This window comes from Fundidesulfovibrio terrae (genome assembly GCF_022808915.1).
Taxonomy (GTDB): domain Bacteria; phylum Desulfobacterota; class Desulfovibrionia; order Desulfovibrionales; family Desulfovibrionaceae; genus Fundidesulfovibrio; species Fundidesulfovibrio terrae.
Genome location: NZ_JAKZFS010000001.1, coordinates 1,102,291 through 1,126,205 on the forward strand (window position 1 = coordinate 1,102,291; position 23,915 = coordinate 1,126,205).

General features: G+C 63.4%; 23 protein-coding genes and 2 tRNA genes. 13 read left to right on the top strand and 12 right to left on the bottom strand.

All coding sequences use genetic code 11. The features are described from left to right. The first annotated feature begins 35 nt into the window (after positions 1-35). The 4 genes from ML540_RS05065 to ML540_RS05080 all read left to right on the top strand — a co-directional run bounded on the left by ML540_RS05065 (position 36) and on the right by ML540_RS05080 (position 2,687). Positions 36-302 carry a sulfurtransferase TusA family protein gene (locus ML540_RS05065; RefSeq protein WP_243358952.1) on the top strand — a complete coding sequence of 89 codons (267 nt, stop codon included), beginning with the start codon at positions 36-38 and terminating at the stop codon, positions 300-302. Then, the gene (locus ML540_RS05070; RefSeq protein WP_243358956.1) at positions 295-660 is read left to right on the top strand and encodes a DsrE family protein; all 366 of its coding nucleotides are present in this window, start codon (positions 295-297) and stop codon (positions 658-660) included. Before ML540_RS05065 ends, ML540_RS05070 begins: the two co-directional genes overlap by 8 nt. A gap of 10 nt (positions 661-670) precedes the next feature. Beyond that, the gene (locus ML540_RS05075; RefSeq protein WP_243358958.1) at positions 671-1,438 is read left to right on the top strand and encodes a sulfurtransferase TusA family protein; all 768 of its coding nucleotides are present in this window, start codon (positions 671-673) and stop codon (positions 1,436-1,438) included. 64 nt (positions 1,439-1,502) lie between these two features. Further along, positions 1,503-2,687: a cobalamin-independent methionine synthase II family protein gene (locus ML540_RS05080; protein WP_279343228.1), complete on the top strand. Its 1,185-nt coding sequence runs from the start codon at positions 1,503-1,505 to the stop codon at positions 2,685-2,687. An 82-nt stretch (positions 2,688-2,769) separates the two neighbouring features. On the opposite strand, the gene ML540_RS05085 is transcribed toward ML540_RS05080, so the two are convergent. Continuing rightward, a complete protein-coding gene (locus ML540_RS05085) occupies positions 2,770-2,928 on the bottom strand; it encodes a hypothetical protein (RefSeq protein WP_243358960.1) in 159 nt (52 codons plus the stop codon). A 196-nt stretch (positions 2,929-3,124) separates the two neighbouring features. Between ML540_RS05085 and ML540_RS05090 the strand changes: the two genes are divergently transcribed. Genes ML540_RS05090 through ML540_RS05100 form a run of 3 tightly spaced genes read left to right on the top strand, consistent with a single transcriptional unit; the run spans position 3,125 to position 5,715 of the window. Then, positions 3,125-3,808, top strand: coding sequence for a response regulator (locus ML540_RS05090; RefSeq protein WP_243358961.1), 684 nt, complete (start codon positions 3,125-3,127; stop codon positions 3,806-3,808). Beyond that, entirely contained in the window at positions 3,780-5,192 is a 1,413-nt protein-coding gene (locus tag ML540_RS05095) for a sensor histidine kinase (protein WP_243358962.1), read from the top strand. Before ML540_RS05090 ends, ML540_RS05095 begins: the two co-directional genes overlap by 29 nt. A 19-nt stretch (positions 5,193-5,211) precedes the next feature. Beyond that, entirely contained in the window at positions 5,212-5,715 is a 504-nt protein-coding gene (locus tag ML540_RS05100; protein WP_243358964.1) for a DUF4279 domain-containing protein, read from the top strand. 50 nt (positions 5,716-5,765) lie between these two features. On the opposite strand, the gene ML540_RS05105 is transcribed toward ML540_RS05100, so the two are convergent. The 9 genes from ML540_RS05105 to ML540_RS05145 all read right to left on the bottom strand — a co-directional run bounded on the left by ML540_RS05105 (position 5,766) and on the right by ML540_RS05145 (position 14,417). Continuing rightward, a complete protein-coding gene (locus ML540_RS05105; RefSeq protein ID WP_243358967.1) occupies positions 5,766-7,229 on the bottom strand; it encodes a beta-barrel assembly-enhancing protease in 1,464 nt (487 codons plus the stop codon). A gap of 155 nt (positions 7,230-7,384) precedes the next feature. Next, positions 7,385-8,632, bottom strand: coding sequence for a transcription termination factor Rho (gene rho, locus ML540_RS05110; RefSeq protein ID WP_243358969.1), 1,248 nt, complete (start codon positions 8,630-8,632; stop codon positions 7,385-7,387). Between the two features lie 434 nt (positions 8,633-9,066). Then, the gene (locus ML540_RS05115; protein ID WP_243358970.1) at positions 9,067-9,579 is read right to left on the bottom strand and encodes a CarD family transcriptional regulator; all 513 of its coding nucleotides are present in this window, start codon (positions 9,577-9,579) and stop codon (positions 9,067-9,069) included. 164 nt (positions 9,580-9,743) lie between these two features. Continuing rightward, positions 9,744-10,352 (bottom strand): aminoacyl-tRNA hydrolase, encoded by a 609-nt coding sequence (gene pth, locus ML540_RS05120; protein ID WP_243358975.1) that lies wholly within the window; start codon positions 10,350-10,352, stop codon positions 9,744-9,746. A gap of 73 nt (positions 10,353-10,425) precedes the next feature. After that, complete coding sequence (locus ML540_RS05125; RefSeq protein ID WP_243358976.1) at positions 10,426-11,019, bottom strand: 50S ribosomal protein L25/general stress protein Ctc; 594 nt, start codon at positions 11,017-11,019, stop codon at positions 10,426-10,428. Positions 11,020-11,051: 32 nt separating this feature from the next. Next, complete coding sequence (locus tag ML540_RS05130; protein WP_243358978.1) at positions 11,052-12,008, bottom strand: ribose-phosphate diphosphokinase; 957 nt, start codon at positions 12,006-12,008, stop codon at positions 11,052-11,054. A 21-nt stretch (positions 12,009-12,029) separates the two neighbouring features. Continuing rightward, positions 12,030-12,104 (bottom strand) — tRNA-Gln (locus ML540_RS05135). A gap of 13 nt (positions 12,105-12,117) precedes the next feature. After that, entirely contained in the window at positions 12,118-12,990 is an 873-nt protein-coding gene (gene ispE / locus ML540_RS05140) for a 4-(cytidine 5'-diphospho)-2-C-methyl-D-erythritol kinase (RefSeq protein WP_243358988.1), read from the bottom strand. Beyond that, the gene (locus tag ML540_RS05145) at positions 12,990-14,417 is read right to left on the bottom strand and encodes a DegQ family serine endoprotease (RefSeq protein ID WP_243358994.1); all 1,428 of its coding nucleotides are present in this window, start codon (positions 14,415-14,417) and stop codon (positions 12,990-12,992) included. Before ML540_RS05145 ends, ispE begins: the two co-directional genes overlap by 1 nt. Before the next feature lie 252 nt (positions 14,418-14,669). Between ML540_RS05145 and ML540_RS05150 the strand changes: the two genes are divergently transcribed. The 6 genes from ML540_RS05150 (at position 14,670) to ML540_RS05175 (ending at position 20,128) form a co-directional block, all read left to right on the top strand. Further along, positions 14,670-14,746: transfer RNA gene (locus tag ML540_RS05150), tRNA-Arg, on the top strand. 396 nt (positions 14,747-15,142) lie between these two features. After that, a complete protein-coding gene (locus ML540_RS05155; RefSeq protein WP_243358995.1) occupies positions 15,143-17,191 on the top strand; it encodes a methyl-accepting chemotaxis protein in 2,049 nt (682 codons plus the stop codon). 30 nt (positions 17,192-17,221) lie between these two features. Next, positions 17,222-17,770, top strand: coding sequence for a chemotaxis protein CheW (locus tag ML540_RS05160; protein ID WP_243358996.1), 549 nt, complete (start codon positions 17,222-17,224; stop codon positions 17,768-17,770). A gap of 164 nt (positions 17,771-17,934) precedes the next feature. Beyond that, positions 17,935-18,783 carry a glycosyltransferase family 2 protein gene (locus ML540_RS05165; RefSeq protein ID WP_243358997.1) on the top strand — a complete coding sequence of 283 codons (849 nt, stop codon included), beginning with the start codon at positions 17,935-17,937 and terminating at the stop codon, positions 18,781-18,783. Positions 18,784-19,105: 322 nt separating this feature from the next. After that, entirely contained in the window at positions 19,106-19,498 is a 393-nt protein-coding gene (locus tag ML540_RS05170; protein ID WP_243358999.1) for a CBS domain-containing protein, read from the top strand. A 279-nt stretch (positions 19,499-19,777) separates the two neighbouring features. Then, on the top strand, positions 19,778-20,128 hold the full coding sequence (locus ML540_RS05175) for an iron-sulfur cluster assembly scaffold protein (protein ID WP_243359000.1): 351 nt from the start codon (positions 19,778-19,780) through the stop codon (positions 20,126-20,128). A gap of 160 nt (positions 20,129-20,288) precedes the next feature. On the opposite strand, the gene ML540_RS05180 is transcribed toward ML540_RS05175, so the two are convergent. Together ML540_RS05180 and uvrA are read right to left on the bottom strand one after the other, a co-directional pair. Continuing rightward, positions 20,289-21,023, bottom strand: coding sequence for a tetratricopeptide repeat protein (locus ML540_RS05180; protein ID WP_243359001.1), 735 nt, complete (start codon positions 21,021-21,023; stop codon positions 20,289-20,291). Between the two features lie 88 nt (positions 21,024-21,111). Then, positions 21,112-23,865 (bottom strand): excinuclease ABC subunit UvrA, encoded by a 2,754-nt coding sequence (gene uvrA, locus ML540_RS05185; protein ID WP_243359004.1) that lies wholly within the window; start codon positions 23,863-23,865, stop codon positions 21,112-21,114. Positions 23,866-23,915 lie beyond the last annotated feature (50 nt).

Sequence of the window (23,915 nt, forward strand, 5' to 3'; positions counted from 1 at the left end):
TTTGATACCGGGAACGCCCGGGTATCGGAGCTTGCGTGCCAGAAACGTATCCGGATCACTGGTCTTTCGACGATGAATTCGACAGCGGCGAGGAGTCCTGCGGCCGGGTGATCATCAATCTCCATTCCTACGTGAAGGAGCTTGCGCCCGGGACACGGCTGCTGCTGATCTCCCGCGATCCGGCCGCCCCGGCGGAGTTCCCCGCCTGGTGCCGCATGACCAGAAACGCGCTTCTGGACGCGGCCCACCCGTACTACCTCATCGAACTCAAACCCGAACTGAAGGAGAACCTCCATGGCTGAGAAGTTCTGCGTCACCATCACCCATTGCCGCACCGACGGCGACAAGGCCACTGTGGGCTTCGTGGTGGCCAACGCCGCTCTGGGCAGCGAAAAGGACACCATGGTGTTTCTCTCCACCGACGGCGTGTACTGCGCGGTGAAGGGCGAGGCCGAGAAGATCGACGAAGGCGCTCCCTTCGCCCCCTTGAAGGAACTCATCACCAAGTTCGTGAATGCCGGGGGCAAGATCTGCGTGTGCACCCCCTGCCTGAAAAAGCGCGGCATCGCCGAGTCCGACCTCATCGAGGGCGCGGTCCCGGCGGGCGGGGCGGTGTTGGTGGAATGGCTCAGCTCCGGCTCCCCCTGCGTGGCCTACTGATCAGCCTTCCATGACCACCCTTTCAGCCGACGATCTGCTTGCGCTGTCTCCCGACAGGGTTTTCGACGGGGGCGACCTGGACTGCGGCTCCGGCCTTGCCCTGCTCATCCGGGAGAACATGCTCTGCGTGAGCCCCGGCGGGGTGCTTGAGATGATAAGCCGCGAACCCACCGTGGCAGATGAGCTGCCCCCCTGGTGCAGGCTCTCCGGGCACGAGCTTTTGGGCTCCCTGCCGGGCCAGGGCGGGACGCGCTTCTTCCTGCGCCGGGGCGTGGCGGTCTCGCGCGGCGAGGCTGCCGAGGCCGAGCGCCTGGCCCTGGAAGAGGACAAGCGCCGCGCCAGGCAGTACGAATGGCGGCTGCGGGTGCGCGCGGGCGAGGGCCAATCCAGCACGGTCTATTGCCGCAACTTCTCCTGGACCCTGGGCCAGCCCGCCTCCTTCGAGGAGCGGGACCGAAACCCCAGCGCCGTGGAGGCCCTGCTCGGAGCCCTGGGCGCGGCCCTGGCCACGGGCTACGCCACAGAGTGCGCGCGCGACGCCCTGGAGATCGACGACATCGAGCTCACCGTGAAGGGGCGGCTCACGAACATCCTGGCCCACCTGGGCATGGAGGAGGGCGACCCGTCGTTCGCCGCCATCGAGGTGCGCTGCTTCGCCTCCACCCTGGACGACGAGGGCAAGGCCCGGGCGGCCTGGGAGCGGGCCGTAGCCCGGTCTCCCGTGGCGGCCACCCTGGCCAGGGCCGTGGACCTCAAAGCCTCCTTCACCATCGCATGAGCATGCTCTCCGCCCGCGGCTGCGGCTGTCCGGGCCAACTCCCTAACAGAACGGCAGGCACCCCATGAGCTCCTTCACCACCACCCAGGTGGGCAGCTGGCCCCGCTCCAAGAAGATGCTGCGCGCCTTGCGCGACCGGCGCACGGGCAATATGACCCGCGCCGCCTTCGACGCCGTGGCCGACGAGGAAGTGCGCCGCACGGTGCGCATCCAGGAAGAGGCCGGGCTGGACGTGGTGGTTGACGGCGAGCACCGCCGTGACAACTTCTACTCCTTCGTCACGGACAAGCTCGAGGGAACGAAGCTCATGAGCCTGGCAGAGATGCTGGGCGAGATGGAGGACAAGTCCGGCTTCGAGGAGATGCTCACCACCCTGGACGTGCCCGCCTCGGCCATCCGCAACCCCACCTGCACGGGCAGGTTGTCGCGGCGCGAGCCCCTGGCCCTTGAGGACTTCCGTTTCGTCAAGTCGCTCACGGACAGGCCGGTGAAAATCACCTTGCCCGGCCCGTACCTGCTCACCCGGTCCATGTGGGTGAGCGCCTACACCAAGAAAGCCTACGCCTCACAGCGTGAAATGGGCGACGACGTGGTGCGCGTGCTGCGCGAGGAGCTTCAGGACCTGGCCGCCGCCGGGTGCGAGTTCGTGCAGTTCGACGAGCCGGTGCTCACCGAGGTGGTCATGAGTGGGGAGTGCGGCCGGCGAACGTTCATGTGAGCGACGCTCGCCACCCGCCGGGACGTGGGTGAAGAACTGGATTACGCGGCCGAACTGATAAATACCGTCATAGAGGGAGTGGAAGGCCCCCGCATCGGCCTGCACATCTGCCGGGGCAACTGGAGCACCAGGGAGGAGGTCCTGCTCACGGGGGACTACCGTCCGCTTCTGCCAGCGCTCACCAAGATGCGCGTGCACCAGTTCGTGCTGGAGTACGCCACGCCCAGGGCGGGCGAGATCGAGGTGGTGGGGAGGGAGCTTTCCGGGGCGGTGCCGGGATCGCCCAGGCCGCGCGAGTTGGGCCTTGGCGTGATCAACCCGCGCACTACGGACGTGGAGACCCCGGAGGAGATCGTGGCCCGGGCCGAATCGGCCCTGCGCTTCTATCGGCCGGAGCAGCTCTTCCTCAACACCGACTGCGGGTTCGGCTGTTTCGCCAGCCGCTGCGTCAACGTCGAGGATGTCGCGGCGGCCAAGATCGCCAGCATCGCCCGGGCGGCGCGCATGCTGCGAGACAAGCACGGCGGCTGACGTTCGGGCGTCATCCAGTGGAGTGAGCACCAAAACAAAAGGGCCCCGAGGGGCCCTTAGCTTTCAGCGAAGAAAGATTGGCTTAGCTCTGGGGAGCGGTGGCCTTCTTGGACTTCTTTTTCTTCTTCATCATCTCGGTGTAGGAGCTCTTGTCGGAGGAAGAGGACTTGCCTTCGAAAGCGAAAGCGACGGAGCTCATCAGCAAGCAGGAAGCCACGGCGAGGATAACGGCCTTTTTCATTTTCAATCTCCTTGGGTTGTCAACCATGTTGCGTAGCGTCGAGAACGATTCGGACCGCCGGGTTACGGCAATCGCGTGAGAGAGAGCTACCCGGGCGTCTATTACCGGTTCCTTTCAAGGCGATTACAGAAATGAAAGGCATGCGAACCGTCCCGCGTTGACACTGCCTCGCACCGGGACTAATTTGCTCCCAACCATGCGCATACTCCTTGTCGAAGACGATCCCAAGATATCGGCGTTCATCGCCCAGGGGCTCAAGCAGAACGGTTTCGCGGTGGACCAGTGCGCCGATGGCCAGGACGGCCTGCACATGGCCCTGACCGAGTCCTACTCCGCCGCCGTGGTGGACGTGATGCTCCCGGGCATTGACGGGCTCAAGCTCATCGAGGAGATGCGCAAGAGCCGCATCAACACCCCGGTGATCATCCTCTCGGCCAAGCGCTCCGTGGACGACCGGGTCAAGGGCCTCGAGACCGGCGGCGACGACTACCTGGCCAAGCCCTTCTCCTTCGCCGAACTGCTGGCCAGGCTCCAGGCGCTCATTCGGCGGTCCACCAGTTCCGCCGACGCCACCCACCTGAGCGTGTCCGGGCTGTCCATGAACCTCCTGACCCGCGAGGTCACGCGCGACGGCGCGACCATCGGGCTCCAGCCCCGGGAGTTCGCCCTGCTGGAGTTCTTCATGCGAAACCCGGGCAAGGTGCTCTCCAAGACCATGATCATGGAGCACGTCTGGAACTACAACTTCGATCCGCAGACCAATGTGGTGGACGTGCTCGTCTGCCGCCTGCGCAACAAGATCGACCGGGATTTCGAACCCAAGATGCTCTCGACTCTGCGGGGGGTAGGCTATGTCCTCAAGCCTCCTCGACAGGATTAGGCACAGCACCGCCTCCAAGCTCACCGCCAGCTACGGTTTTCTCTACATCGCGAGTTCGCTGTTTCTTTTCGTCATCGCCTACATGCTTCTGGCCAACGTGGTGCGCGCCCAGGACCAGAAGCTTCTGACAGAAAAACTCAACGAATACGGATATATCGAGCGGACAAAAGGAGTCGGCGCGCTCATCGAGTTCATCCGCCGCGACAACGAGGAGGATACCGAGCCCGACTATTTCGTGCGCATCCTTGACCCGGCCCGGCGCGAGCTCCTGACCATCGCTCCGCCGGGATGGTCGGCCGTGCCCAAGGAGGAGCTGGACACCCAGGCCGCAGAGGGCGTCAAATGGTATCTCTGGGAGCAGCCGGGCTTGGGCGGCGGGGTGTACGAGTTCTCCTCGCGCAAGCTGGCCAGCGGGGCGTTCCTCATCGTTGGCGGAGACGTCAAGCAGCGCGAGGAACTGCTGGCCGAATTCCAGCGCATCTTCCTGGGCATCACCATCACCGTGGTGGTGATCGGCGTGGGCGTGGGCGCGGTGCTGGCCAACAGGACCCTGGCCCCCATCCGCGACCTCATCTCCACGGTGAACTCCATCGGGCGCGGCAGCATGGCCGCGCGCGTGCCCACCCGGGGGACGGACGACGAGCTGGACGAACTGGCCAGCCTGTTCAACTCCATGCTCGAGCGCATCTCGCTGCTCATCCAGGGCATGCGCGACGCCCTGGACAACGTGGCCCACGACCTGCGCACGCCGCTGACCCGGGCCAAGGCCGTGGTGGAGACGGCGCTGCAGTCCAACCTGAGCAAGCAGGGGCTGCGCGAGGCCCTCATGGACATCGCCGAGGAGAACGAGCGCATCCGCACCACCCTGAACACGCTCATGGACATCTCCGAGGCCGAGACCGGCACCATGCACCTGTCGCTGGAACGGGTGGACGTGGCCGGGCTCATCGAGGAGAGCGCGGAAATCTACGAGTATCTGGCTCAGGAAAAGGGCATCATCCTGGTGCCGGACTCCTCGCCGGGGCTTTACGCCGTGGCCGACGCAGGGCGGGTGCGCCAGGTGCTGGCCAACCTGCTGGACAACGCGCTCAAGTATTCCAAGCCCGGCGGGCAGGTGTTCGTCACGGGCTGGAACGAGGACGGGCAGGTGCGGGTGCTGGTGCGCGACGAGGGCGAGGGGATTCCGGGAGAGGACATCCCGCGCATCTTCGAGCGCTTGTACCGAGGCGACAAGAGCCGCTCCCACCGGGGGCTTGGGCTTGGGCTGTCGCTGGTGAAGGCCGTGCTCAAGGCCCACGGCGGGGACATTCAGGTGACCAGCGAAGTGGGGAAGGGCAGCGAGTTCGTGTTTTCCCTGCCGGGTGTCGGACAACCGGCAGGCTAGGCAGAGCAAGGAGCATTGGATGGCTCAGCTGCACAGATCAGCGGCGACGCTTCGGATAATGGGCGACGAGTTGATTCCACAAAGCATCACCAAGCTCCTTGGTTGTGAACCGACATCCAGTCACACAAAAGGCCAAGTTGTTGGAACAACCAGCACGGGCAAGGAGATAGTCAGGAAGAGCGGGATGTGGCGGCTTGAGGCAACAGACTGCGAACCGGAAGATTTGAACAAGCAGGTTGCCGAAATACTCGGCAAGCTCCCTAACGATCCAGGCGTATGGGCACAAATTTCCAAACAGTTTAGAATGGATTTGACTTGTGGTTTTTTTATGAACGAATCCAATGAGGGTGTCGTGATTTCGATAGAAACGCTGTTGGCTCTGGGGCAACGCGGGATTGAGCTTGATCTTGATATCTACGGGCCGACTCAAAACATTAACATATGTTGCCCTTGTCCTTGTGGGAGCGGTCAAACATATGGTGAATGCTGTGTTCCAAAGTTGGAGAACTCTAGGAGTGAATAGTGATCAGTGCCGGTCCGATTAAGAGCACCATTTAACATACCCTCAAGTGCTCAGAACATCGGCCCCCTGGGCCAATGCTCGCTCCTCTCCTTGAACACCTGCTCCAGCCTGGCGTATTCCCTCCTCTCCTCTTCCGACTTGGCCAGGTTCCTGGTCTTCTCCATCTGCATGCGGCTTTGCTTCGGATCGTTGGCGTACACCGCCGCGTAGGACAGATTCAGGTAGGCGTGGAACAGGTCCCCCGCCTCGCCGTAGATGCGTCCCAGCTGCTGGCGCACTTCGGGGGATTCCGGCGAGAAGGTGGTCACCTTGCGCATGAGGTTCAGGGACTCGATGTAGTGGCGCTCCTGGGCCAGGATTTGGGCGTAGGCGGCGGAAGCCACCATGTCCCTGGGGTTGGCGGTGACGGCCGCGCGCAGGAGCTGGTCCGCCCGGTCGAACTCGCGCAGCTTGAGGTAGAACTTCCCTGCCTCGCGCAGCCACAGGGCGTCGTTTCCGCCCTCCTTGAGCGCCTCGTCGAAAGCCTGCTTGGCCTTGGCGTTGTCGTTGGTGCGTCCCAGCGCCATGGCCAGCCCCAGGCGGTCGAGCTTGGTCATGGCCGTGCCCTTCTTGCCATAATAGCCGATGACCGTGGCCGGGTCCACGTAGCGGGCCCGGATGATGGTCTGCACGCGCAGGAAGCGCTCGTCGCGGTCCGGGCGGGTGGCCACGTCCTTGGGCATGCGGCTGACGCGCTCTGTGAGGTAGCCGATGCGCTCGGTGATGTCCGGGTGGGTGGAGAGGTAGGCCGGGATGGAGCCGTAACCCTTGAAGATCTTCATGCGCTGCATGATGTCGAAGGCCTGGGGCAGACCGCGCGGCGGGTATCCGGCGGCGGTGAGGTAGTTCATGCCCACCTCGTCGGCCTCGCGCTCGTCGTCGCGGGAGTAGTTGAGCATGGTCTGCTGGGCGGCGGCTTGGGAACCCACCATGACGGCTGCCCCGGCGTCGCGCTGGCCGGTGGCCGCGCCCAGGGCGAACCCGGCGATGGCCCCCAGGATGGCGGCGATGCTCACGATGCTGCCCTGTTCCACGCGCTTGGCGATGTGGCGCTGAGTGACGTGGGCCAACTCGTGGCCGAGCACGCCCGCCACCTCGGATTCGTGCTCCATGTTCAGGACCAGGCCGGTGAACACGAACACGTATCCGGCCGGAGCAGCGAAGGCGTTGATGGCGTTGTCCTGCACCACGGCCACGTTGAACTTGAACGCCTGGGGCGGCATCTGGCGGGCGAGGCGGTCCACGATGTCGCGCACGTAGTCCACCACCTCGGAGTCTTCCACCATGGGCAGCTTGGAGCGGATGAGCACGTTGAACTTGTCGCCGAGCTCCTTCTCCTCCTTGATGCCGAAGTTGAAGATGCTGGCCTTGGCCGGGGCCACGGCCAGCGGGGAGGGAAGCGCCAGGGCCAGCGCCAGGACCAGGGCCAGGGCGCGCGGGAAAATGCCGCTTGAGCGGTGTGAGCGTCGCTGCATGAGAGTGTCTATAAACCCTTCGGGGGAGTTGGCAACCCGGATGAGGGTGTTGTCAATCTAGCCGTCCCGGCGGAGCGGATGGTTACACGCTGGACCAAAAAAGAAGGCGGACGAAAGATCGTCCGCCTTCGGGGGCGCTGTGCGAGCCACCTGAACTAGCGGTTCATCATGTTCAGGAATTCTTTATTATCCTTGGTGCCACGCATCTTGTCCAGGAGGAACTCCATGGAGTCGATGGAGCTCATGGGGGCCAGGAACTTGCGAAGAATCCAGATCCGGTTGAGCTGTTCCTCGGGCAGGAGCAGTTCTTCCTTGCGGGTGCCGGAGCGGTTGATGTCGATGGCCGGGTAGACGCGCTTCTCGGCCAGATGGCGGTCCAGGTAGAGCTCCATGTTGCCGGTGCCCTTGAATTCTTCGAAGATGACCTCGTCCATGCGCGATCCGGTGTCGATCAGCGCCGTGGCCATGATGGTCAGCGAGCCGCCTTCCTCGATGTTGCGGGCGGCGCCGAAGAAGCGCTTGGGGCGCTGCAGGGCGTTGGCGTCCAGGCCGCCGGAAAGCACGCGGCCGGAAGACGGGGTCACGGCGTTGTAGGCGCGGCCGAGGCGGGTGATGGAGTCGAGCAGCACCACCACGTCGCGCTTGCGCTCCACCAGGCGTTTGGCTTTCTCCATGACCATCTCGGCCACCTGGACGTGGCGCTGGGGCGGCTCGTCGAAGGTGGAGCTGACCACCTCGGCCTTCACCGTGCGCTCCATGTCCGTGACTTCCTCGGGGCGCTCGTCGATGAGCAGCACGATGAGGTAGACGTCGGGGTTGTTGGCGTTGATGGAGTTGGCGATGGTCTGCAGCAGCATGGTCTTGCCGGTGCGGGGCGGGGCCACGATGAGGCCGCGCTGCCCGTGGCCGATGGGGGCAAGCAGGTCGATGACCCGCGAGGAATAGTTCTTGTCGCCGTTCTCCATCATGAGGCGGCGGTTGGGGTAGAGCGGGGTGAGGTTGTCGAAGAGGACGATGTTCTTGGAGGCCTCGGGGGGCTGGAAGCCGATCTCGGAGACTCGAAGCAGCGCGAAGTAGCGCTCGCCCTCCTTGGGGGGGCGGATCTGGCCGGAGATCACGTCGCCCTTGCGCAGGCCGAAGCGGCGGATCTGCGAGGGAGAGACGTAGATGTCGTCCGGACCGGGCATGTAGCTGTACATGGGGGAGCGCAGGAAACCGAACCCGTCGGGCAGGATCTCCAGGACGCCTTCGCCGAAGATGGAGCCGTTCTGGGAGGCGCAGTTCTGCAGGATGCCGAAGATGAGTTCCTGCTTGCGCATGCCGCTCGGGTTTTCCACGTTGAATTGGACGGCCAATTCCATGAGCTCTGGCATGCTTTTGAGCTTGAGATCGGAGAGATTCATCGAGGACTCCAGAGGATGTTGCCGGGGACCGGGGGCGTTACGCTCCGGCGGCCGGACCGGCGGGGGATGATGGTGCGCCAGTAATCTCGGCGCGGTGGTGCAAATCGACTGTTTGGGACATGGCTGTTCGCCACAGGGCGAAGATTCAATTGTTGAGGGATTGGCTCGTAACCGCGACAACCTGGACGAGCCTGTGGGCGTACCGTTTAAACGAAATACATCCCGCAGATCACAAAATCAGCGCAACAATGCCGGGTTGAACGACATGCGGCAAATACGTCCGGAAGATGTTAGGTCCTCTACGCTTTGCTGGTAGTTTGTTGCGAAGTATGGCGTGATAAAATCAACGGCTTGCCCAAAGGCTCCATATATCATTTTGACGTGGTGTCAAGGGCGCACCCGGCGGGAGGAAAAAAATGGGCCGCTTCGGGGCGCTATTCAGGCTGCTTGGGCTTCATGACGTCCTCGAAGAGGGCGTTGATCTCTTCCTTGACGGCGTCCTGGGGGGTGTCCAGGGCGTAGGCCACCTCGAGGGTCAACAGGCCCATGGCCTGCTCCAGCAGCCTGCGTTCGCCGAAGGAAAGCTCCTTGCCGCCGCCGATGAGCAGCAGTTCCTTGAGCACGTAGGCCACATCGGCCAGGTTGCCGCTTTTGAGCTTCTCGGAATATTCGCGGTAGCGACGGTTCCAGTTCTGCCCGGTGTAGCCGGTGAAGGTGGAACGGTCCTTGAGGGACTCCATGATGTCCCTGGCTTCCTGGGCGGGGCAGACGTGGCGCAGCCCCACGTTGGAGGCGTTCTTGACCGGCACCATGAGCGTCACATTGTTGGTCAGGATGCGCACGATATAAAAATCGACCGACTGTCCGCCGACCGTCTGGGACTCGATGCGCTCGACTTTGCCCACACCCTGGGCAGGATATACGACCAACTCGTCCAGAGAAAACACTTGGGCGATACTCCTTACGGTGACGGCGGCCAGGGAAAACGCGGTGGATGTGCCCCGCCCGGGGCGGAGGGCAGGAAAACCTGGCTCCGCAGGGCGATGGGCCGCGCGCTGGCGAGGACGCAATACGACACGCTTGTATTCTTACCTCAAGTGAAATAAAGAGTCTACCCTTGTCCCCCCGGCTGGGGGGCGGCCGAGAACTGCCCGGATTCGCGCATGGCCGCCTCCAGGCCCTCCTTGAGATACAGACGCAGGGCCGCAGCGGCCGCCGGAAGCACTTTTTCGACCGTTTGGCGCTCGTCCGGGCGGAAATCAGCCAGCACCCAGTTCGATACGTCCATTTTCCCCTCGGGGCGCCCGATGCCCAGGCGAAGGCGCACGAAATCCTGCGAGCCGGTCTCGGAGGCGATGGACTTGAGTCCGTTGTGTCCGGCCAGCCCGCCGCCCTTCTTCATGCGCATGCGCCCAAGCGGCAGGTCCAACTCGTCGTGGACCACCACCAGGTCGTCCATGGTGAGCTTGTAGTAGCGCAGCACGTGGGCCACGGCCCGGCCCGAGAGGTTCATGAAGGTCATGGGCTTGAGCACGAGGATCTCGCCCTCGATGCCGGTCAGGCGAAGGGCGTGCAACTCGCCGTCCTTGCCCATGGAGAGCTGGCGGGCCGTGCCCGATTCCAGCAGGGCGTCCACGGCCATGAACCCGAAGTTGTGGCGGGTGCGCTCGTATTTGGGGCCGGGATTTCCCAGGCCCGCGATAAGGGTGTGCGGGGGCATGGCTTTCCTCAAAAATCATGGCCGGAGCTGCCCGCAGGCTGCCCCGGCCATGGAACAAAACGGAGTAGCGCGGTTATTTCGCGGCTTCGGCCTCGGCTTCGGCGGCGGGGTTGATGACGCCCACCACGGCGAAGTTCTGGTCGAACACGGCCTTGACGCCCTCGGGCAGGGCCAGGTCCTTCACGCTGATGTGCTGGTTGATGTTCAGCTCGGTCACGTCGATGACGATCTCGTCGGGGATGGCCGCGGGCAGGCAGACCACTTCCAGGGACTCGCGGTAGATCTCCAGCTTGCCGCCGACGGTCACGCCCTTGGCTTTGCCGGTGAACTTCACCGCGACGTGGATGTGCACCGGCTTGTTGGGATCGATGCCGTAGAAGTCCACATGGTCCACCTGGTTCTTCCAGGGGTGGGCCTGGACCACCCAGATCAGGCTGGGATGGGTCTGGGTCACGCCGTCCTTTTCGATGACCAGGTCGAACACGTGGGAGGAGCCCACCTTCTGGTAGAGCTTGCGGAAGGGCAGGTCGGCCACCACCACGGGGATGTTGGTTCCCTTGTCGTCGTAGAAAATGCCGGGCACCATCTTCTCCGCGCGCAGGCGGCGGTTGGGGCCTTTGCCTTTCTCGGCGCGGCTCTGCACGGTGAGGCTCAGTTGTTCCTTCATGGGATATCTCCTTGTTCCGCCTGGAGGCGATGCTAGCTAGTCTTGTTGAAAAGGACGCTCACCGAGGATTCGGTGTGGATGTTGTGGATGGCCTTGGCCAGAAGTCCGGCCACGGACAGCACCTTGATCTTGCCGCAGGCCTGGGCCTCGGGGGTGAGCGGGATGGTGTTGGTCACCGCCACCTGCGAGAACGGCGAACCGCACAGGCGCTCGATGGCCGGGCCCGAGAGCACCGGGTGGGTGACGCAGGCCATCACGTCCTTGGCGCCATGTTCCAGCAGTACGTGCGCCGCCTGGACCATGGTCCCGGCGGTATCGATCATGTCGTCCACCAGCACGCAGGTCTTGCCTTCCACGTTGCCGATGACGTGCATGGCCTTGGCCTGGTTGGGGGCGTCGCGGCGCTTGTCCACGATGGCCAGCCCGCATCCCAGGCGCTTGGCGAAGCTTCTGGCCCGCTCCACGCCGCCCGCGTCGGGGGAGACCACGGTGAGGTCGCCCTGCACGGTGTCGCCCACGTACTCGGCCAGGATGCCCATGGCGAAGAGGTTGTCCACGGGCACATTGAAGAAGCCCTGGATCTGCCCGGCGTGCAGGTCCACGGTGAGCAGGCGGTGCATGCCCGCCACCTGGAGGAAGTCGGCCACCAGCTTGGCGCTGATGGGTGCGCGCGGCACCACCTTCCGGTCCTGGCGGGAGTAGCCGTAATAGGGCACCACTGCCGTCACCCGGGAGGCGCTGGCCCGCTTGAGGGCGTCCAGGATCAGGCACAGCTCCATCAGGTGGTAGTTCACCGGCTTGCAGGTGGGCTGGATGACGAACACGTCCGAACCGCGGACGTTGGCCCCGATCTCCACCCTGATCTCGCCGTCGGAGAACTGGCTGACCATGGAGGGCAGCAAGGTGCAGCCCAGATGGTCGCAGATGGCCCTGGCCAACTCGGGGTTGGCGTTGCCGGTGAGTATCTTCAAATCCCCGTGGGTTGCCATATGAGTCCCGTGTGAAAAAAGTGGCTGGGGAGGAAGGATTCGAACCCTCGGATGCGGGGACCAAAACCCCGTGCCTTACCGCTTGGCGACTCCCCAACAGATGATGCCGTCACAAAAGGGCGCAAAAGACAGACGTCTGCGGCCCCGAAAGAGCCGAGACGGCAGCAATCGCCCTGGCGGGGTCACGGAAAAGACCGAACACCGCCGATCCGGATCCGCTCATGCAGGCCGCCGCCGCGCCCAGAGCCAGAAGCCGCTCCTTAAGGAGCCGCACGGCCGGGTGGCGCTTGAAGACCACCGCCTCAAAGCAGTTCGCCATGAACGTCCCGGAAACGCAAAAAGGCCGCATACTCGCAGGGCAGAGGCTTGTCAAGGCCGGTTTGGATCCTTGCCGTCCCGTGATCCCGTGAGACTCGTCCCAGGCCCGGTAGGCCCAGGCCGTGTCCACCCGCTCTTCCGGCATGCACACCAGCATGGTCAGACCCGACAGATCGCAGGCGGCGGGCGTGAGTTGGTCGCCTACGCCCGTGGCCCAGGCCGGGGCGCCGGTGAGAAAAAAAGGCACGTCGGCCCCCAGGCGTACGGCCAGGGCGGCGAGTTCGTCGGGCGACAGGGCCTTGTCTCCGGCGCGGGCGTTCAGCCAGGCCAGCAGCGCCGCCGCGTCCGCGCTGCCCCCCCCCAGGCCCGCTCCGGAGGGTGTGCGCTTGACCAGGCGCGCCGCGAGAGCGGGGCGAAAGCCCGTGAGGGCCGCGAATGCCTCGTACGCCTTGGCCACCAGGTTGGATCGGCCCTCCAGGGCCTTGTCCGAACAGGTCAGGGTGAGGCCCGCGGACTCGGGCCCCCCCGGCGTGAGCTCCAAGGTGTCGCTCGGCTCGGCCACAGGGAAAAAGAGGGTCTCCAGCTCGTGATAGCCGTTGTCCCGCACCCCGGTGATGTCCAGGTACAGGTTGACCTTGCAGCCGACGGTGACGACTTCCGGCATCATTTTCCGGGCAGGGGCACGGTGCGGAACAGGTTCTGCTTGTTGCGCTTGATGAGCAGCAGCACCACTCCCTTCTTGGAGGCGTCCTCCGCCAGCACCTTGCTCAAATCGGCCACGGAGTTCACCGGGGTCTGGTTGGCCTCCAGGATCACATCCCCGGCCTTGATCTCGGCCTCCTCGGCGGGCGAGCCCGGAACAACGCCCACCACGCCCAGCCCCTTGCCGGGGGGCACGTTCAGGGCGCGGGACTCCTCGGGCTTGAGGGGGCGAAGGGAGAGGCCCAGGTCGTTGGTCGCGGCCTCGTCCTCGTCCTTGCCTCCGGATCCGCCGGGCTGAGTCTTGGTGATCTTGGCGCTGTCGCGCTGGCCGAGCACGGCCGTGAGCTTCATGGTCTTGCCCTTGCGCCACACGGTGAGCTCGGCTTTGCCGCCGGGCCGGATGCCCGCGATGGCCCGCAGGAGCGCCCCGGCGTCCTTCACCGGCTGCCCGCCCACCGCGGTGACCACGTCGCCCACCTGCACCCCGGCCTTGGCCGCCGGGTCGCCCTCCATGACGGCGGTGATGAGCGCGCCTTCGGGCTCGGGCAGGCCCAGGGCCTTGGCGGTGTTCTCGTCGACGTCCTGGATGGAGACGCCCAGCCAGCCGCGCTTGACTTCCTTCTGCTCGCGCAGGTCGGTGATGACCGCCTTGGCCATGTTGGAGGGGATGGCGAAGCCGATGCCCTGGCCCGAGGCGATGATGGCGGTGTTGATGCCGATGACCTTGCCGTCCAGGTCCAGGAGCGGTCCGCCGGAGTTGCCGGGATTGATGGAGGCGTCGGTCTGGATGAAGTTGTCGAAGGGGCCGGCCCCGATGACCCGGCCCTTGGCGCTGACGATGCCCGCCGTGACGGTGTTCTGCAGACCGAAGGGATTGCCGATGGCCATCACCCAGGCCCCCACCTTCATGGCGTCGGAGTCGCCGAATTCCAGGAAGGGCAGGTCGCCGCCATTGTCGATCTTGACCACGGCCAGGTCCAGTTCGGGGTCGCGCCCCACGACCTTGGCCTTGAGGGGCTTGTCCTGTCCGCGCAACTGCACCTTGATCTCGTCGGCTTCCTCGACCACGTGGTTGTTGGTGACGATGAAGCCGTCCTTGGAGATGATGAAGCCCGAGCCCATGGAACGCTGCGGAGTGGGGGTCTCGTCCTTGAAGCGGCGCTCGAACTGCTCGAAGAATTCGTCGAAGGGGCCGCCCTTGGGGTGATTCTTGAAGAACTCGCGCATCTTGTCCTGGTTCTTCACGGTGCGGGTGGTGCTCAGGTTCACCACAGCCGCCCCGGCCTTTTCGGCCAGTTCGGAGAAATCGGGAAGATTCACGCGGGCCTGGGCGGGGAGGGCCAGGAACAGGGACAGAACGGCAAGGACGGCCGGGATCAACCGGGGCATGGGAGACTCCTGGGGGCTCGCAAAAAAAGCCGGGTGGCGTTGAGGTGTATCACTATATCCCTCTTGGGAGGAATGTAAACCGAATAGACTTGCTCCTCGCGGCCACTTGGAGACGGCTTCTTTAACAGCGGACCGGCAGTCCCGGGCGTGCGCCGCAGGCGAGACCCTCCTGGCGCGGATGGTCTTCACCGCCTGATGCCTGTGGAATGTGTTGACCAGGGAAGGGGCTTTGACTATCTATCTCTTCCCCGTGGTCCCGTAGCTCAGGTGGATAGAGCGGCCGCCTCCTAAGCGGCAGGCCACAAGTTCGAATCTTGTCGGGACCACCATGGAAATCAAGGGTTTACAGCGATGAGCTGTAGGCCCTTTTTCTTTGGAGGACGACCTTGTCCTTCCTAAGTCAGCCCTCCCCATATTCAGATTGTCCAAGGTGAAAATCAGGTGGAAAGTCGACAGAGTGTCGCTTGGTGCTCCGTGAAGAAGGGAAACGAATACGTGGCTGGAAAAGAGTCCAAGAAAGCCTAGACCGCTACATCCCATTATTATATCGAATCGAGGGAACGTTCAGCGCCTGGCTCAAGGGAGCAGGCATCACTCGCAGACAGGCTGATGAAAAACTGCTCATCGCTTGACGCTGTGAAACGAAAGAGTGGTCCGATTTGTCTTTGTGTTTTCTGGATGTATGTGGGGTGGTTGTATGAACCCGGCAACGCAAGGGGAATCCGATGTCTCTGAATAACTTCAAGATTGGGTCTAGGCTATTTTTTCTGGTGGGTGTTTCTTTGTTATTCCTGATATGCCTAGGATATTATGGTATTCATAGCGTCTCAGTCTTGAACGACTCGGTTGGTGTGCAATTAAAGAATGCAGAAAATGTTAAAAATGCCGTCAATCAGGCGCGCACTGCTCAGGTCGAATTCAAGAAACAAGTGCAGGAATGGAAAGATATCCTCATCAGGGGAAACAACCCTGATAGTCTGAAAAAGTACACCGATTTATTCAAGGAATCACATGCGTCAGTCCTCAAGAACTTGAGGGATTTGAAAGTCACGCTGCAGCATCTTGGATTGCCGGTCGATGAGGTTGACAGGGCAATCTCCATACATGTTGCTCTCTTCGAAAAATATCTCAACAGCTTGAAGTCGTTCGACACCAGTGACGATGATACGGGAAAGAAACTGGATAAAATGGTTGCCGGTATTGACCAGGAGCCGACCAGGATGATTGACGGCATTGTCGATGCGATATCCGCATCGGGTGATAAAATACAACAGGCCAGCCTGAATGAGGCCGCCACGCTTTACGCCAATGTTCGGATGATGTTCATAATAGCAATAGTTGTCGCATTGGTTGTGCTCATGATTCTTTCTCTGGTGATCATACGGACGATCACAGTCCCGTTGCGACAGAGCGTCGTTTTCGCGGAAGCCATCGCCAAAGGTGATCTCGGCGCCCGCCTGGCCGTGGTTGGAACGGATGAAGTCGGCGTTCTGGCGGACTCCATGCGCCTGGTGGCCGAGGAGGAACAGCGGATTGCAAACGTTTCGGAACAAATCGCCCTGGGGAATCTGGATGTGCAGGTTTCTCCTCGCTCCTCGCAGGATATTCTGCTCATCTCCATGGGCAAGCTCCTGGCTGCTGAAAAGGAAATCGCCGCTGTTGCGGAGAAAATGTCCCTGGGCGACCTGAATGTCGAGGTCAGGAAACGCTCCGACAAGGACGTCCTGATGGCCTCCATGACCGCTCTGATCGAAGCTGAAACTCAAGCGACAGAGATAACGCAAACGCTCGCCAACGGCGACCTGCGGGTGAAGGTTTCCAAACGCTCGGATAATGACGCCATGCTCGAATCGTTGGGCAAGATGGTGGAGACGCTGACCAATGTCGTCGCGGAAGTGCAGGCCGGCACGGAAAACGTGGCCGCCGGCAGTCAGCAGCTCTCATCCTCGGCGGGAACCCTTTCTCAGGGCGCGTCTGAGCAGGCAGCTGCAGTGGAAGAGTCCTCGTCCTCCATGGAAGAGATGAGCTCCGGCATCCAGCAAAACGCCGAAAACGCCCGGCAGACCGAAGCCATTGCGGTCAAGGCCGCAAGTGATGCCAAGGAATCCGGCGACGCGGTGGGGCAGACGGTGCACGCCATGAAGGAGATCGCCGGAAAGATCACCATCATCGAGGAGATCGCCCGCCAGACAGACCTTTTGGCGCTCAATGCCGCCATTGAAGCGGCCAGGGCAGGCGAGCACGGCAAGGGGTTCGCCGTGGTGGCCTCGGAGGTGCGCAAGCTGGCCGAACGCAGCCAGGAGGCTGCGGCGGAGATCACCAGGCTGGCCAATGAAAGCACGAGCGTCGCCGAAAAAGCGGGCATGATGCTGACCCAACTGGTGCCCAATATCCAGAAAACGGCGGAACTGGTGCAGGAGATCAGCGCTTCCACCCAGGAGCAGAGCTCCGGAGCGGCCCAGGTGAACAAGGCCTTGCAACAGCTCGACCAGACCATCCAGCAAAACGCCAGCGCATCGGAAGAACTGGCGTCCACGGCCGAAGAGCTTTCGGCCCAGTCGGAGCTGCTGCAGTCCGTCATCACCTTCTTCAGGGTGGGGGGCACCCGTAGAACGCAACCACGACGCGCCCCGGGCGTTTCGAAGCCTCTGGCTCCGGCCAAGGAGCCCACGGCGCTGGCGGCTTCCGGCCAGCAACGAAACAAGGGGGTGCGCATCAGCTTGCAAACCGAAAACGCAGCGGACGAAATAGATTCGTCCTTTGAGCATTTTTAACGGCCCCTTCTCAGCGTCAAGGAGCAACCAATGGCCGATGCCGCCAGTATAGACACCGAACGGTTTCTGACCTTCACCCTGGCCGGGGAGCTGTTCGCCATCGCCATCACCTCGGTGCGGGAGATCCTGGATATGGCGGAAATAACCCGGATCCCTCAAATGCCCCCGGCAATGCGGGGCGTGGTGAACGTGCGGGGCGCTGCCGTTCCGGTGATCGACTTGCGCTTGCGCTTCGGCCTGGAAGCGGCCGAGCGAACCGTGAACACCCGGATTATCATCGTCGAGATCAGCACCGGCGACGACACGATCACCCTCGGGGCCGTTGCCGACTCGGTCAAGGAGGTGTTGGAGCTGGACGCCGCAAACATCGCGCCGGTTCCCGCCATGGGCGTGGCCGTGAACACCGCGTTTCTGCGCGGCATAGGCAAGTGCAACGGCAGATTCATCCTGCTGCTTGATATCGGAAAGGTGCTTCATTCCGACGAGATCTTCATGCTCGACGAGGTGAGCCGCTCTCTCAACGACGTAAGCGTCATAGAGGGGCAGGCTGCCGCCGCAACGACGATCCCGGCGCAATAGCGCAGCAAGAGGGCTAGGCCGCGCGTGTTTGCTTCGTAGCAATGCCTTGTCGAACGGGCTGCCGGGTCCACCACCAGGAAGATGAAGGGGTTGCGGCGTGCGCCGCAACCCCTTTCCGGGAATCCGTTCCGGGCCGGCGCAGGCCCGGATGCAGGGAGTCAGCCATGCCCGAAGTGAGCGTCGTCATCTCGCTCTACAACCATGAACGCTATCTCGCCCAGTGCGTTGCCAGCGTGCTTGAGCAGACCTTTTCCGATCTGGAGGCGATCATCGTGGACGACGCCTCCACGGACGGGGGACTGGAACTGGCGCGCGCCCTCGAGCGCCAGGCCCCGGGGCGGGTGAAGGTGTACTCCAACGCCAGGAACCTGGGGGTGAGCCGCACCAGGAACTTCGGTGTCTACAAGTCCACCGGCCCCATCCTGGCCTTCCTGGACGCGGACGATTACTGGCTTCCGGAAAAGCTCGAAAGGCAGGTGCGCGCCTTCCGGGAGGACCCGGGGCTCGGGCTGTGCCACTGCTGCGCGGCCGTGGAGTGCGACGAGGCGAGCCGCCTTTGGCTGGGCGAGAACCGGGGCATGTCCGCCGCCGTCTTCGCCGCCTGGGCCGGGAGCTTCGCCGCCTTCTGCCGGGAGGCCGAGGGCTTCGGCCGGATCGACTACTTCCGGTGGCTGCTCACGGCCAACAACATTTGCCTCTCCACGGTGGCCGTGCGCCGGGACGCCTTCAAGCGGGCGGGCGGCTTCCTGGATGGCCTGCGCTGCCAATGCGAGGACTGGCTCCTGTGGCTCAAGCTCAGCATGCTCGCCGAGTTCCGGTCCATTCCGGATGAGCTCGCCGTCTACCGGTTCCACCATGCAAGCCATACCGCGCAGGTCTTCATGCGCCCGGATTTCGATTTCCAGAGCGTCCGGACCGAGGTGGTCGGGGCGGCCAGGAGCTTCGATCCCCCGCGTTTCGACGCGCTGTTGGAGGCCGTCCGGGCCCTCGGGAATCCTCCGACCAACACGTGACGCCCCCCGCCGCATCCGCCATGCGCGAACCTCGGAATCACTTAACAATGCGAAACTATATGGGAATCCAAGGTGACGAAGGCCCTTGGGCCGCTGGTGGCTTCCCCCTGTACAGCCTATTCACCAGCCTTCGATCTTTCGCTCCGGCCTCTCCCGGGCTGGACCGTGTCTCGCTTCGCCGGTGTCGTTAGACCGGTGTCCGCTTTGACGCTACCCCTTGCAAATCCTCCCCTTCGACTCTTCTTCAAATCCTCGTGTTGACAGCTTTTCCGGCCAGGCATAAAGAATAGTCACCTGTGAAATTTTTAACAAGGAGGCAGCGGTGAAAGTCAAAGACGCGATGTCCACCAGGGTGATGTACGTGAAGAAGGACGCCACGGCAGGTCAGGCCATGAGGCTCATGGCCGAGAACAATATGCGCCGCCTGATGGTGGACAAGGACGGCCCCGACGGCACGTACGGCGCAGTGACGGTGCGCGACATGATCCAGAAGGTGATCTCCGCGGGCCGCGATCCCGGTTCGGTCAAGGTCGCCGATGTCATGAACTCCTCCCTGTTCGCGGTGAAGTCCACGGACGACCTGCTGGCCGTGGCCAAGATCATGGACGAGAAGAACGTGGCGGGCCTGCCCGTGATCGACGACGGCAAGCTGGTGGGCGTCATCACCATGTGGGACATCCTCATCGCCAAGGGCGTGCACTGCAAGGTTTCGTAGACCGGGCCTGAGAGCCGGGCCGTTGGGCACTCCACGGGCGCTTTGGGCTTAAGCGCGCGGCGGGGACGGTTCGGCGCAGGATGATTCGAGAGAGCGCGATCCGGAAGGGGATGGGCCAGATGCCGCCCGGATCGCGGCAACTAAGACGTGCTTGCAACTTGTTGGCGGGGTCAAGGTTCTCGTGGGACTCCTTGGTCCATTTCAGGGGCAGGCTGCCTCTCCTTCAACCTGACGGTGCGCAGGCGCGCGCCGCAGCACCGCTCAGCCATTGGAGACATTATGGCCACGAAGAGAACATACAAGAACGACGGGCTGGTGAAGCCGCTGGAGGCGTTTTCCGCCAAGGCGGTTTACGGCAGCACGTTCTGCAAGCGTCCCATCGCCGTGCAGATTCTCGTTGATGACAACGTGCTCCGGGAGATCGGCGGCGAGGTGCAGTGCTCCTACAGCCGCCAGTGCCTGGGCACACTGATATCCATGGTTAAGGGAATGGACGTGGACTCGGCCTGGGAATTTTCCGGAGAGGACCTTAAGGGCAACCTGGAATACGTCGATCCCCAGTCCGACTGCGACACCTATGTGGTGGCCGCGTTTCGCCTGGCGCTGCGCAACTTCGAGAAGGGGGTGTGAGGCGCCGCCGAAGCCCGGATGGGGACTCCCGGCGGGCCGCCTGATGACGAGGGCCGGGGCGACAGCTCCGGCCCTTGCCGTTTCGGAGATGCTACGCCCGTTTTCAGGGCGGATGCGGCGGCGACGAATATACTAGAAGGCTGCGGGCAGGGATGTCCGGCTACTGCACGGTCATCCGTTCGCAGTAGGTGATGAACTTCCGGGCTTCGATGAATTCCGGATTGAGCGTGGTGGCGATGTTCAGGATGCCGATGCACTTGTCGATCTCGCCCTTGTCGAAGTGCACGCGGGCCAGGTTGAAATAGATGTTCTCGTCGTTCTTCTGTATCTCCAGCGCCTTGTTGAAAAAGGCGATGGATTCCTCCAGGTAGCCCTGCTTGCGCAGGTTGATGCCGAAGGTGTTGAGCTTCTGGCGGTATTCCAGCGAGAACGCGTCGTCCAGGCCCATGAGCACGTTGAGCACCTTGCGCAGCTTCAGGTATTCCTTCTGCTCCGTATATACGTCGCCGAGGCCGTAGTTGGCCGGGACGCTGACCTCGTCGATCATGAGCGCCTTGAGGAATGCCTTTTCCGCGTCGTCCAGAAGCCCCATGGAGAAGAACTTCTCCCCCTGTTCGATCTTGGATGTCAGGGACCTGAGCGCGGGCACCGTGTTGGCCTCGTAATAGCGCGGCTCAGGGGTGTAAGAGCGCAGGAAGTCGTTCAGGCCGGCCTGTTTCCGTATGCCGGAGGGCACATGGTAGACGTTGAGCGGCTGTACCTCCACGGCGGTCTGGTCCAGCTGCCGGGCATACCAGTAGGTCAGCTGGGCATGCCTGGCCTGGGTCGCGCCCGTGCCGACCTCGTCGGACTTGCGCAGGGAGAAGACCCCGAGAACTGATGGATAATCGCTCATGTGCAGTGGAATACGAAGTTTTTACTAGCAAGACAAGTTGGGGAAACAGGAAAAAATTTGTCAGTGATGTTTTATATAGTCATGGGGGTCATGGCGTCAGGAACCTTCCCGTGACCGATTCGGGATCGGCCATGATCTGTTCGGGCGTGCCCTGGGACACGATGCGCCCGCCGTATTCCCCACCTCCGGGGCCGAGGTCGATGACGTAGTCCGAGGACAGGATCACCTCGGTGTTGTGCTCGATGACCAGCACCGAGGCCCCGCGCTCCACCAGTTGGTGCAGCACCTGGATCAGCTTGCCCACCTCGTGCATGTGCAGGCCCGTGGTGGGCTCGTCGAGGATGTACAACGTGCCGGGCAGGCTGCGCTTGCCCAGTTCCCGCGAGATCTTGATGCGCTGGGCCTCGCCGCCGGAAAGTGTGGTGGCGGGCTGCCCCAGGCGTACGTATTCCAGTCCCACCTGCTCCAGGATCTCCAGGCGGCGCGCCAGGGCCGGGTAGTTCTCGAAGAGCCGCCTCGCGTCCAGCACGGGCAGGTCCAGCACCTCGGCGATGTTCAGCCCCTTGTAGCGCACCTCCAGGGTCTCGCGGTTGTAGCGCTTGCCGCCGCAGACCTCGCAGGTGACGTGGATGTCCGGCAAAAAGTGCATCTCCACGGTGATGACGCCGTCGCCCTGGCAGGCCTCGCAACGCCCGCCGCGCACGTTGAAGCTGAAACGCCCCGGCTTGTAGCCGCGCTTCTTGGCGTCGGCGGTTGCGGCGTAGATGTTCCGGATCTCGTCGAATATCTTGGTGTAGGTGGCCGGGTTGGAGCGCGGCGTGCGCCCGATGGGGGTCTGGTCGATGGAAACGATCTTCTCGATCTGCCGCGCGCCCTCGAACCCGTCGATGACGCCGGGCAGGTCCACCTTGATGCCCTGGGACAGGGCCAGGTGCTTGTACAGGGTGTCCACCACCAGGGAACTCTTGCCCGATCCGGAAGGTCCCGTGACGCAGGTCAGGCAGCCCAGCGGGATGGACACGTCCAGGTTCTTCAGGTTGTTGGTGCGCGCCCCCTTGAGGGTGAGGTGCCCCTTGGCCGTGCGGCGTTTCTCGGGGCGGGGGATGGACAGGTCCCCGCGCAGGTACTTGCCGGTGAGGGTGTCGGACTCCAGGAGGCTTCGCACGTCGCCCTGGTGCACGATCTCCCCGCCGAGCAGGCCCGAGCCGGGGCCCAGCTCGATGACGTGGTCCGCGCTCTCGATGGTGGCCTCGTCGTGCTCCACCACCAGCACGGTGTTGCCGCGCTTCTGGAGCATGCGCAGCGTGCCCAGCAGGCGCTCGTTGTCGCGCGGGTGCAGTCCGATGCTGGGCTCATCCAGCACATAGGTCACGCCCACCAGCCCCGATCCCAGCTGCCCGGCCAGCCGGATGCGCTGGGCCTCGCCGCCCGAGAGCGTGGACATGTTCCGGCCCAGGCTCAGGTAGTCCAGGCCCACGTTGGAAAGAAAGCGCAGCCGGTGGTCGAGTTCCTTGACCAGGGGATCGGCGATGACGGCGCTCGCTCCGGTGAAGGCCCGCTCGCCAAGCCACTTGAGCGAGCGCTCGATGGGCAGGGAGCAGAACTCGAAGATGTTCAGGTCGTCCACGCGCACGGCCAGGGATTCCGGCTTGAGGCGCGCCCCGTTGCAGGCCGGGCAGGGGCGGTTCTGGCGGAAGCGCGCCAGCTCGTCGCGCCAGATGGAGCCCATGGCCTGGCCCATGTCCATGAGCGCGGTGACTCCCTTCCAGCCGATGTCCGGGTCGCCCTCGAAAAGGGCCTTCCAGGCCGTGGGGGAAAACTCCTTGAGCGGGGTGTTCAGCGCGAAGCCGTGTCGCTTGCCCACGCCCTCCAGCTGGTCGCGGAAGCGGGCGTACACGCGTTCGTTCTTCCAGGGCAGGATGGCCCCGGTGAGAATCGACAGGCCCTTGTTGGGGGCCAGCAGGTCCGGCTCGAAGTACTCCACGCTGCCCAGGCCCGCGCACACCGGGCAGGCGCCCTGGGGGCTGTTGAAGGAGAAGAGCTGCGGGGTGGGCGGGGGGACGCTTATCTTGCAGGTGGGGCACACCGAGGAGGTGGAGAAGTAGCGGTCGAGCTTCTTGTCCACGTCGTGGACGATGAGCCGGTCGGCCCCCTGGGAGAGGGCCAGTTCCACGGAGTCGGCCAGGCGCTTGCGGATGTCCGGCCGGGCCACCAGGCGGTCGATGACCAGCTCCAGGGTGTGGCGCTTGTTCTTGTCCAGCTCCGGCAGGGGCTCCAGGGGCAACACCTCGCCGCCCACGCGCACGCGGGCGAATCCCTGGGACTTGAGCTTCTTGAGCTTGTCGGCGTGGGTGCCTTTCTGGTGCTCGACCAGCGGGGCCAGCACCATGAACTTCGATCCTTCGGGCAGGCCCAGGATGTCGTCCACGATCTGGTCCGTGGTCTGGGCCGCGATGGGAAGATTGCACTGGGGGCAGTGGGGCTTGCCCAGGCGGGCGAAGAACACGCGCAGAAAATCGTAGATTTCGGTCACGGTGCCCACGGTGGAGCGCGGGTTGCGCGTGGCCGACTGCTGCTCCAGGGATATGGCCGGGGAGAGTCCCTCGATCTTGTCCACCTGGGGCTTGTCCATCTGTGGCAGGAACTGGCGGGCGTAGGCGGACAGGGACTCCACGTAGCGGCGCTGGCCTTCCGCGTAGACGATGTCGAAGGCCAGGGTGGACTTGCCCGAGCCCGAGGGGCCGCAGACCACCACCAGCTCGTCGCGGGGGATGTCCAGGGTGAGGTTCTTGAGGTTGTGCTGGCGTGCGCCTTCGATGCGGATGACTCGCTTGTCGCTCATGAAAACTCCGGAATCGTTCTGAACAAGGGCAGATAATCTCTGTGCCGAAA

Bases quoted from the DNA above. Each gene is read 5' to 3' on its own strand.
- ML540_RS05070 (WP_243358956.1), top strand. From the start codon at position 295: ATGGCTGAGAAGTTCTGCGTCACCATCACCCATTGCCGCACCGACGGC.
- ML540_RS05075 (WP_243358958.1), top strand. From the start codon at position 671: ATGACCACCCTTTCAGCCGACGATCTGCTTGCGCTGTCTCCCGACAGG.
- ML540_RS05085 (WP_243358960.1), bottom strand. From the start codon at position 2,928: ATGAAAAAGGCCGTTATCCTCGCCGTGGCTTCCTGCTTGCTGATGAGC.
- ML540_RS05090 (WP_243358961.1), top strand. From the start codon at position 3,125: ATGCGCATACTCCTTGTCGAAGACGATCCCAAGATATCGGCGTTCATC.
- ML540_RS05095 (WP_243358962.1), top strand. From the start codon at position 3,780: ATGTCCTCAAGCCTCCTCGACAGGATTAGGCACAGCACCGCCTCCAAG.
- ML540_RS05100 (WP_243358964.1), top strand. From the start codon at position 5,212: ATGGCTCAGCTGCACAGATCAGCGGCGACGCTTCGGATAATGGGCGAC.
- ML540_RS05105 (WP_243358967.1), bottom strand. From the start codon at position 7,229: ATGCAGCGACGCTCACACCGCTCAAGCGGCATTTTCCCGCGCGCCCTG.
- rho (WP_243358969.1), bottom strand. From the start codon at position 8,632: ATGAATCTCTCCGATCTCAAGCTCAAAAGCATGCCAGAGCTCATGGAA.
- pth (WP_243358975.1), bottom strand. From the start codon at position 10,352: ATGCCCCCGCACACCCTTATCGCGGGCCTGGGAAATCCCGGCCCCAAA.
- ML540_RS05125 (WP_243358976.1), bottom strand. From the start codon at position 11,019: ATGAAGGAACAACTGAGCCTCACCGTGCAGAGCCGCGCCGAGAAAGGC.
- ML540_RS05130 (WP_243358978.1), bottom strand. From the start codon at position 12,008: ATGGCAACCCACGGGGATTTGAAGATACTCACCGGCAACGCCAACCCC.
- ispE (WP_243358988.1), bottom strand. From the start codon at position 12,990: ATGCCGGAAGTCGTCACCGTCGGCTGCAAGGTCAACCTGTACCTGGAC.
- ML540_RS05145 (WP_243358994.1), bottom strand. From the start codon at position 14,417: ATGCCCCGGTTGATCCCGGCCGTCCTTGCCGTTCTGTCCCTGTTCCTG.
- ML540_RS05155 (WP_243358995.1), top strand. From the start codon at position 15,143: ATGTCTCTGAATAACTTCAAGATTGGGTCTAGGCTATTTTTTCTGGTG.
- ML540_RS05160 (WP_243358996.1), top strand. From the start codon at position 17,222: ATGGCCGATGCCGCCAGTATAGACACCGAACGGTTTCTGACCTTCACC.
- ML540_RS05165 (WP_243358997.1), top strand. From the start codon at position 17,935: ATGCCCGAAGTGAGCGTCGTCATCTCGCTCTACAACCATGAACGCTAT.
- ML540_RS05175 (WP_243359000.1), top strand. From the start codon at position 19,778: ATGGCCACGAAGAGAACATACAAGAACGACGGGCTGGTGAAGCCGCTG.
- ML540_RS05180 (WP_243359001.1), bottom strand. From the start codon at position 21,023: ATGAGCGATTATCCATCAGTTCTCGGGGTCTTCTCCCTGCGCAAGTCC.
- uvrA (WP_243359004.1), bottom strand. From the start codon at position 23,865: ATGAGCGACAAGCGAGTCATCCGCATCGAAGGCGCACGCCAGCACAAC.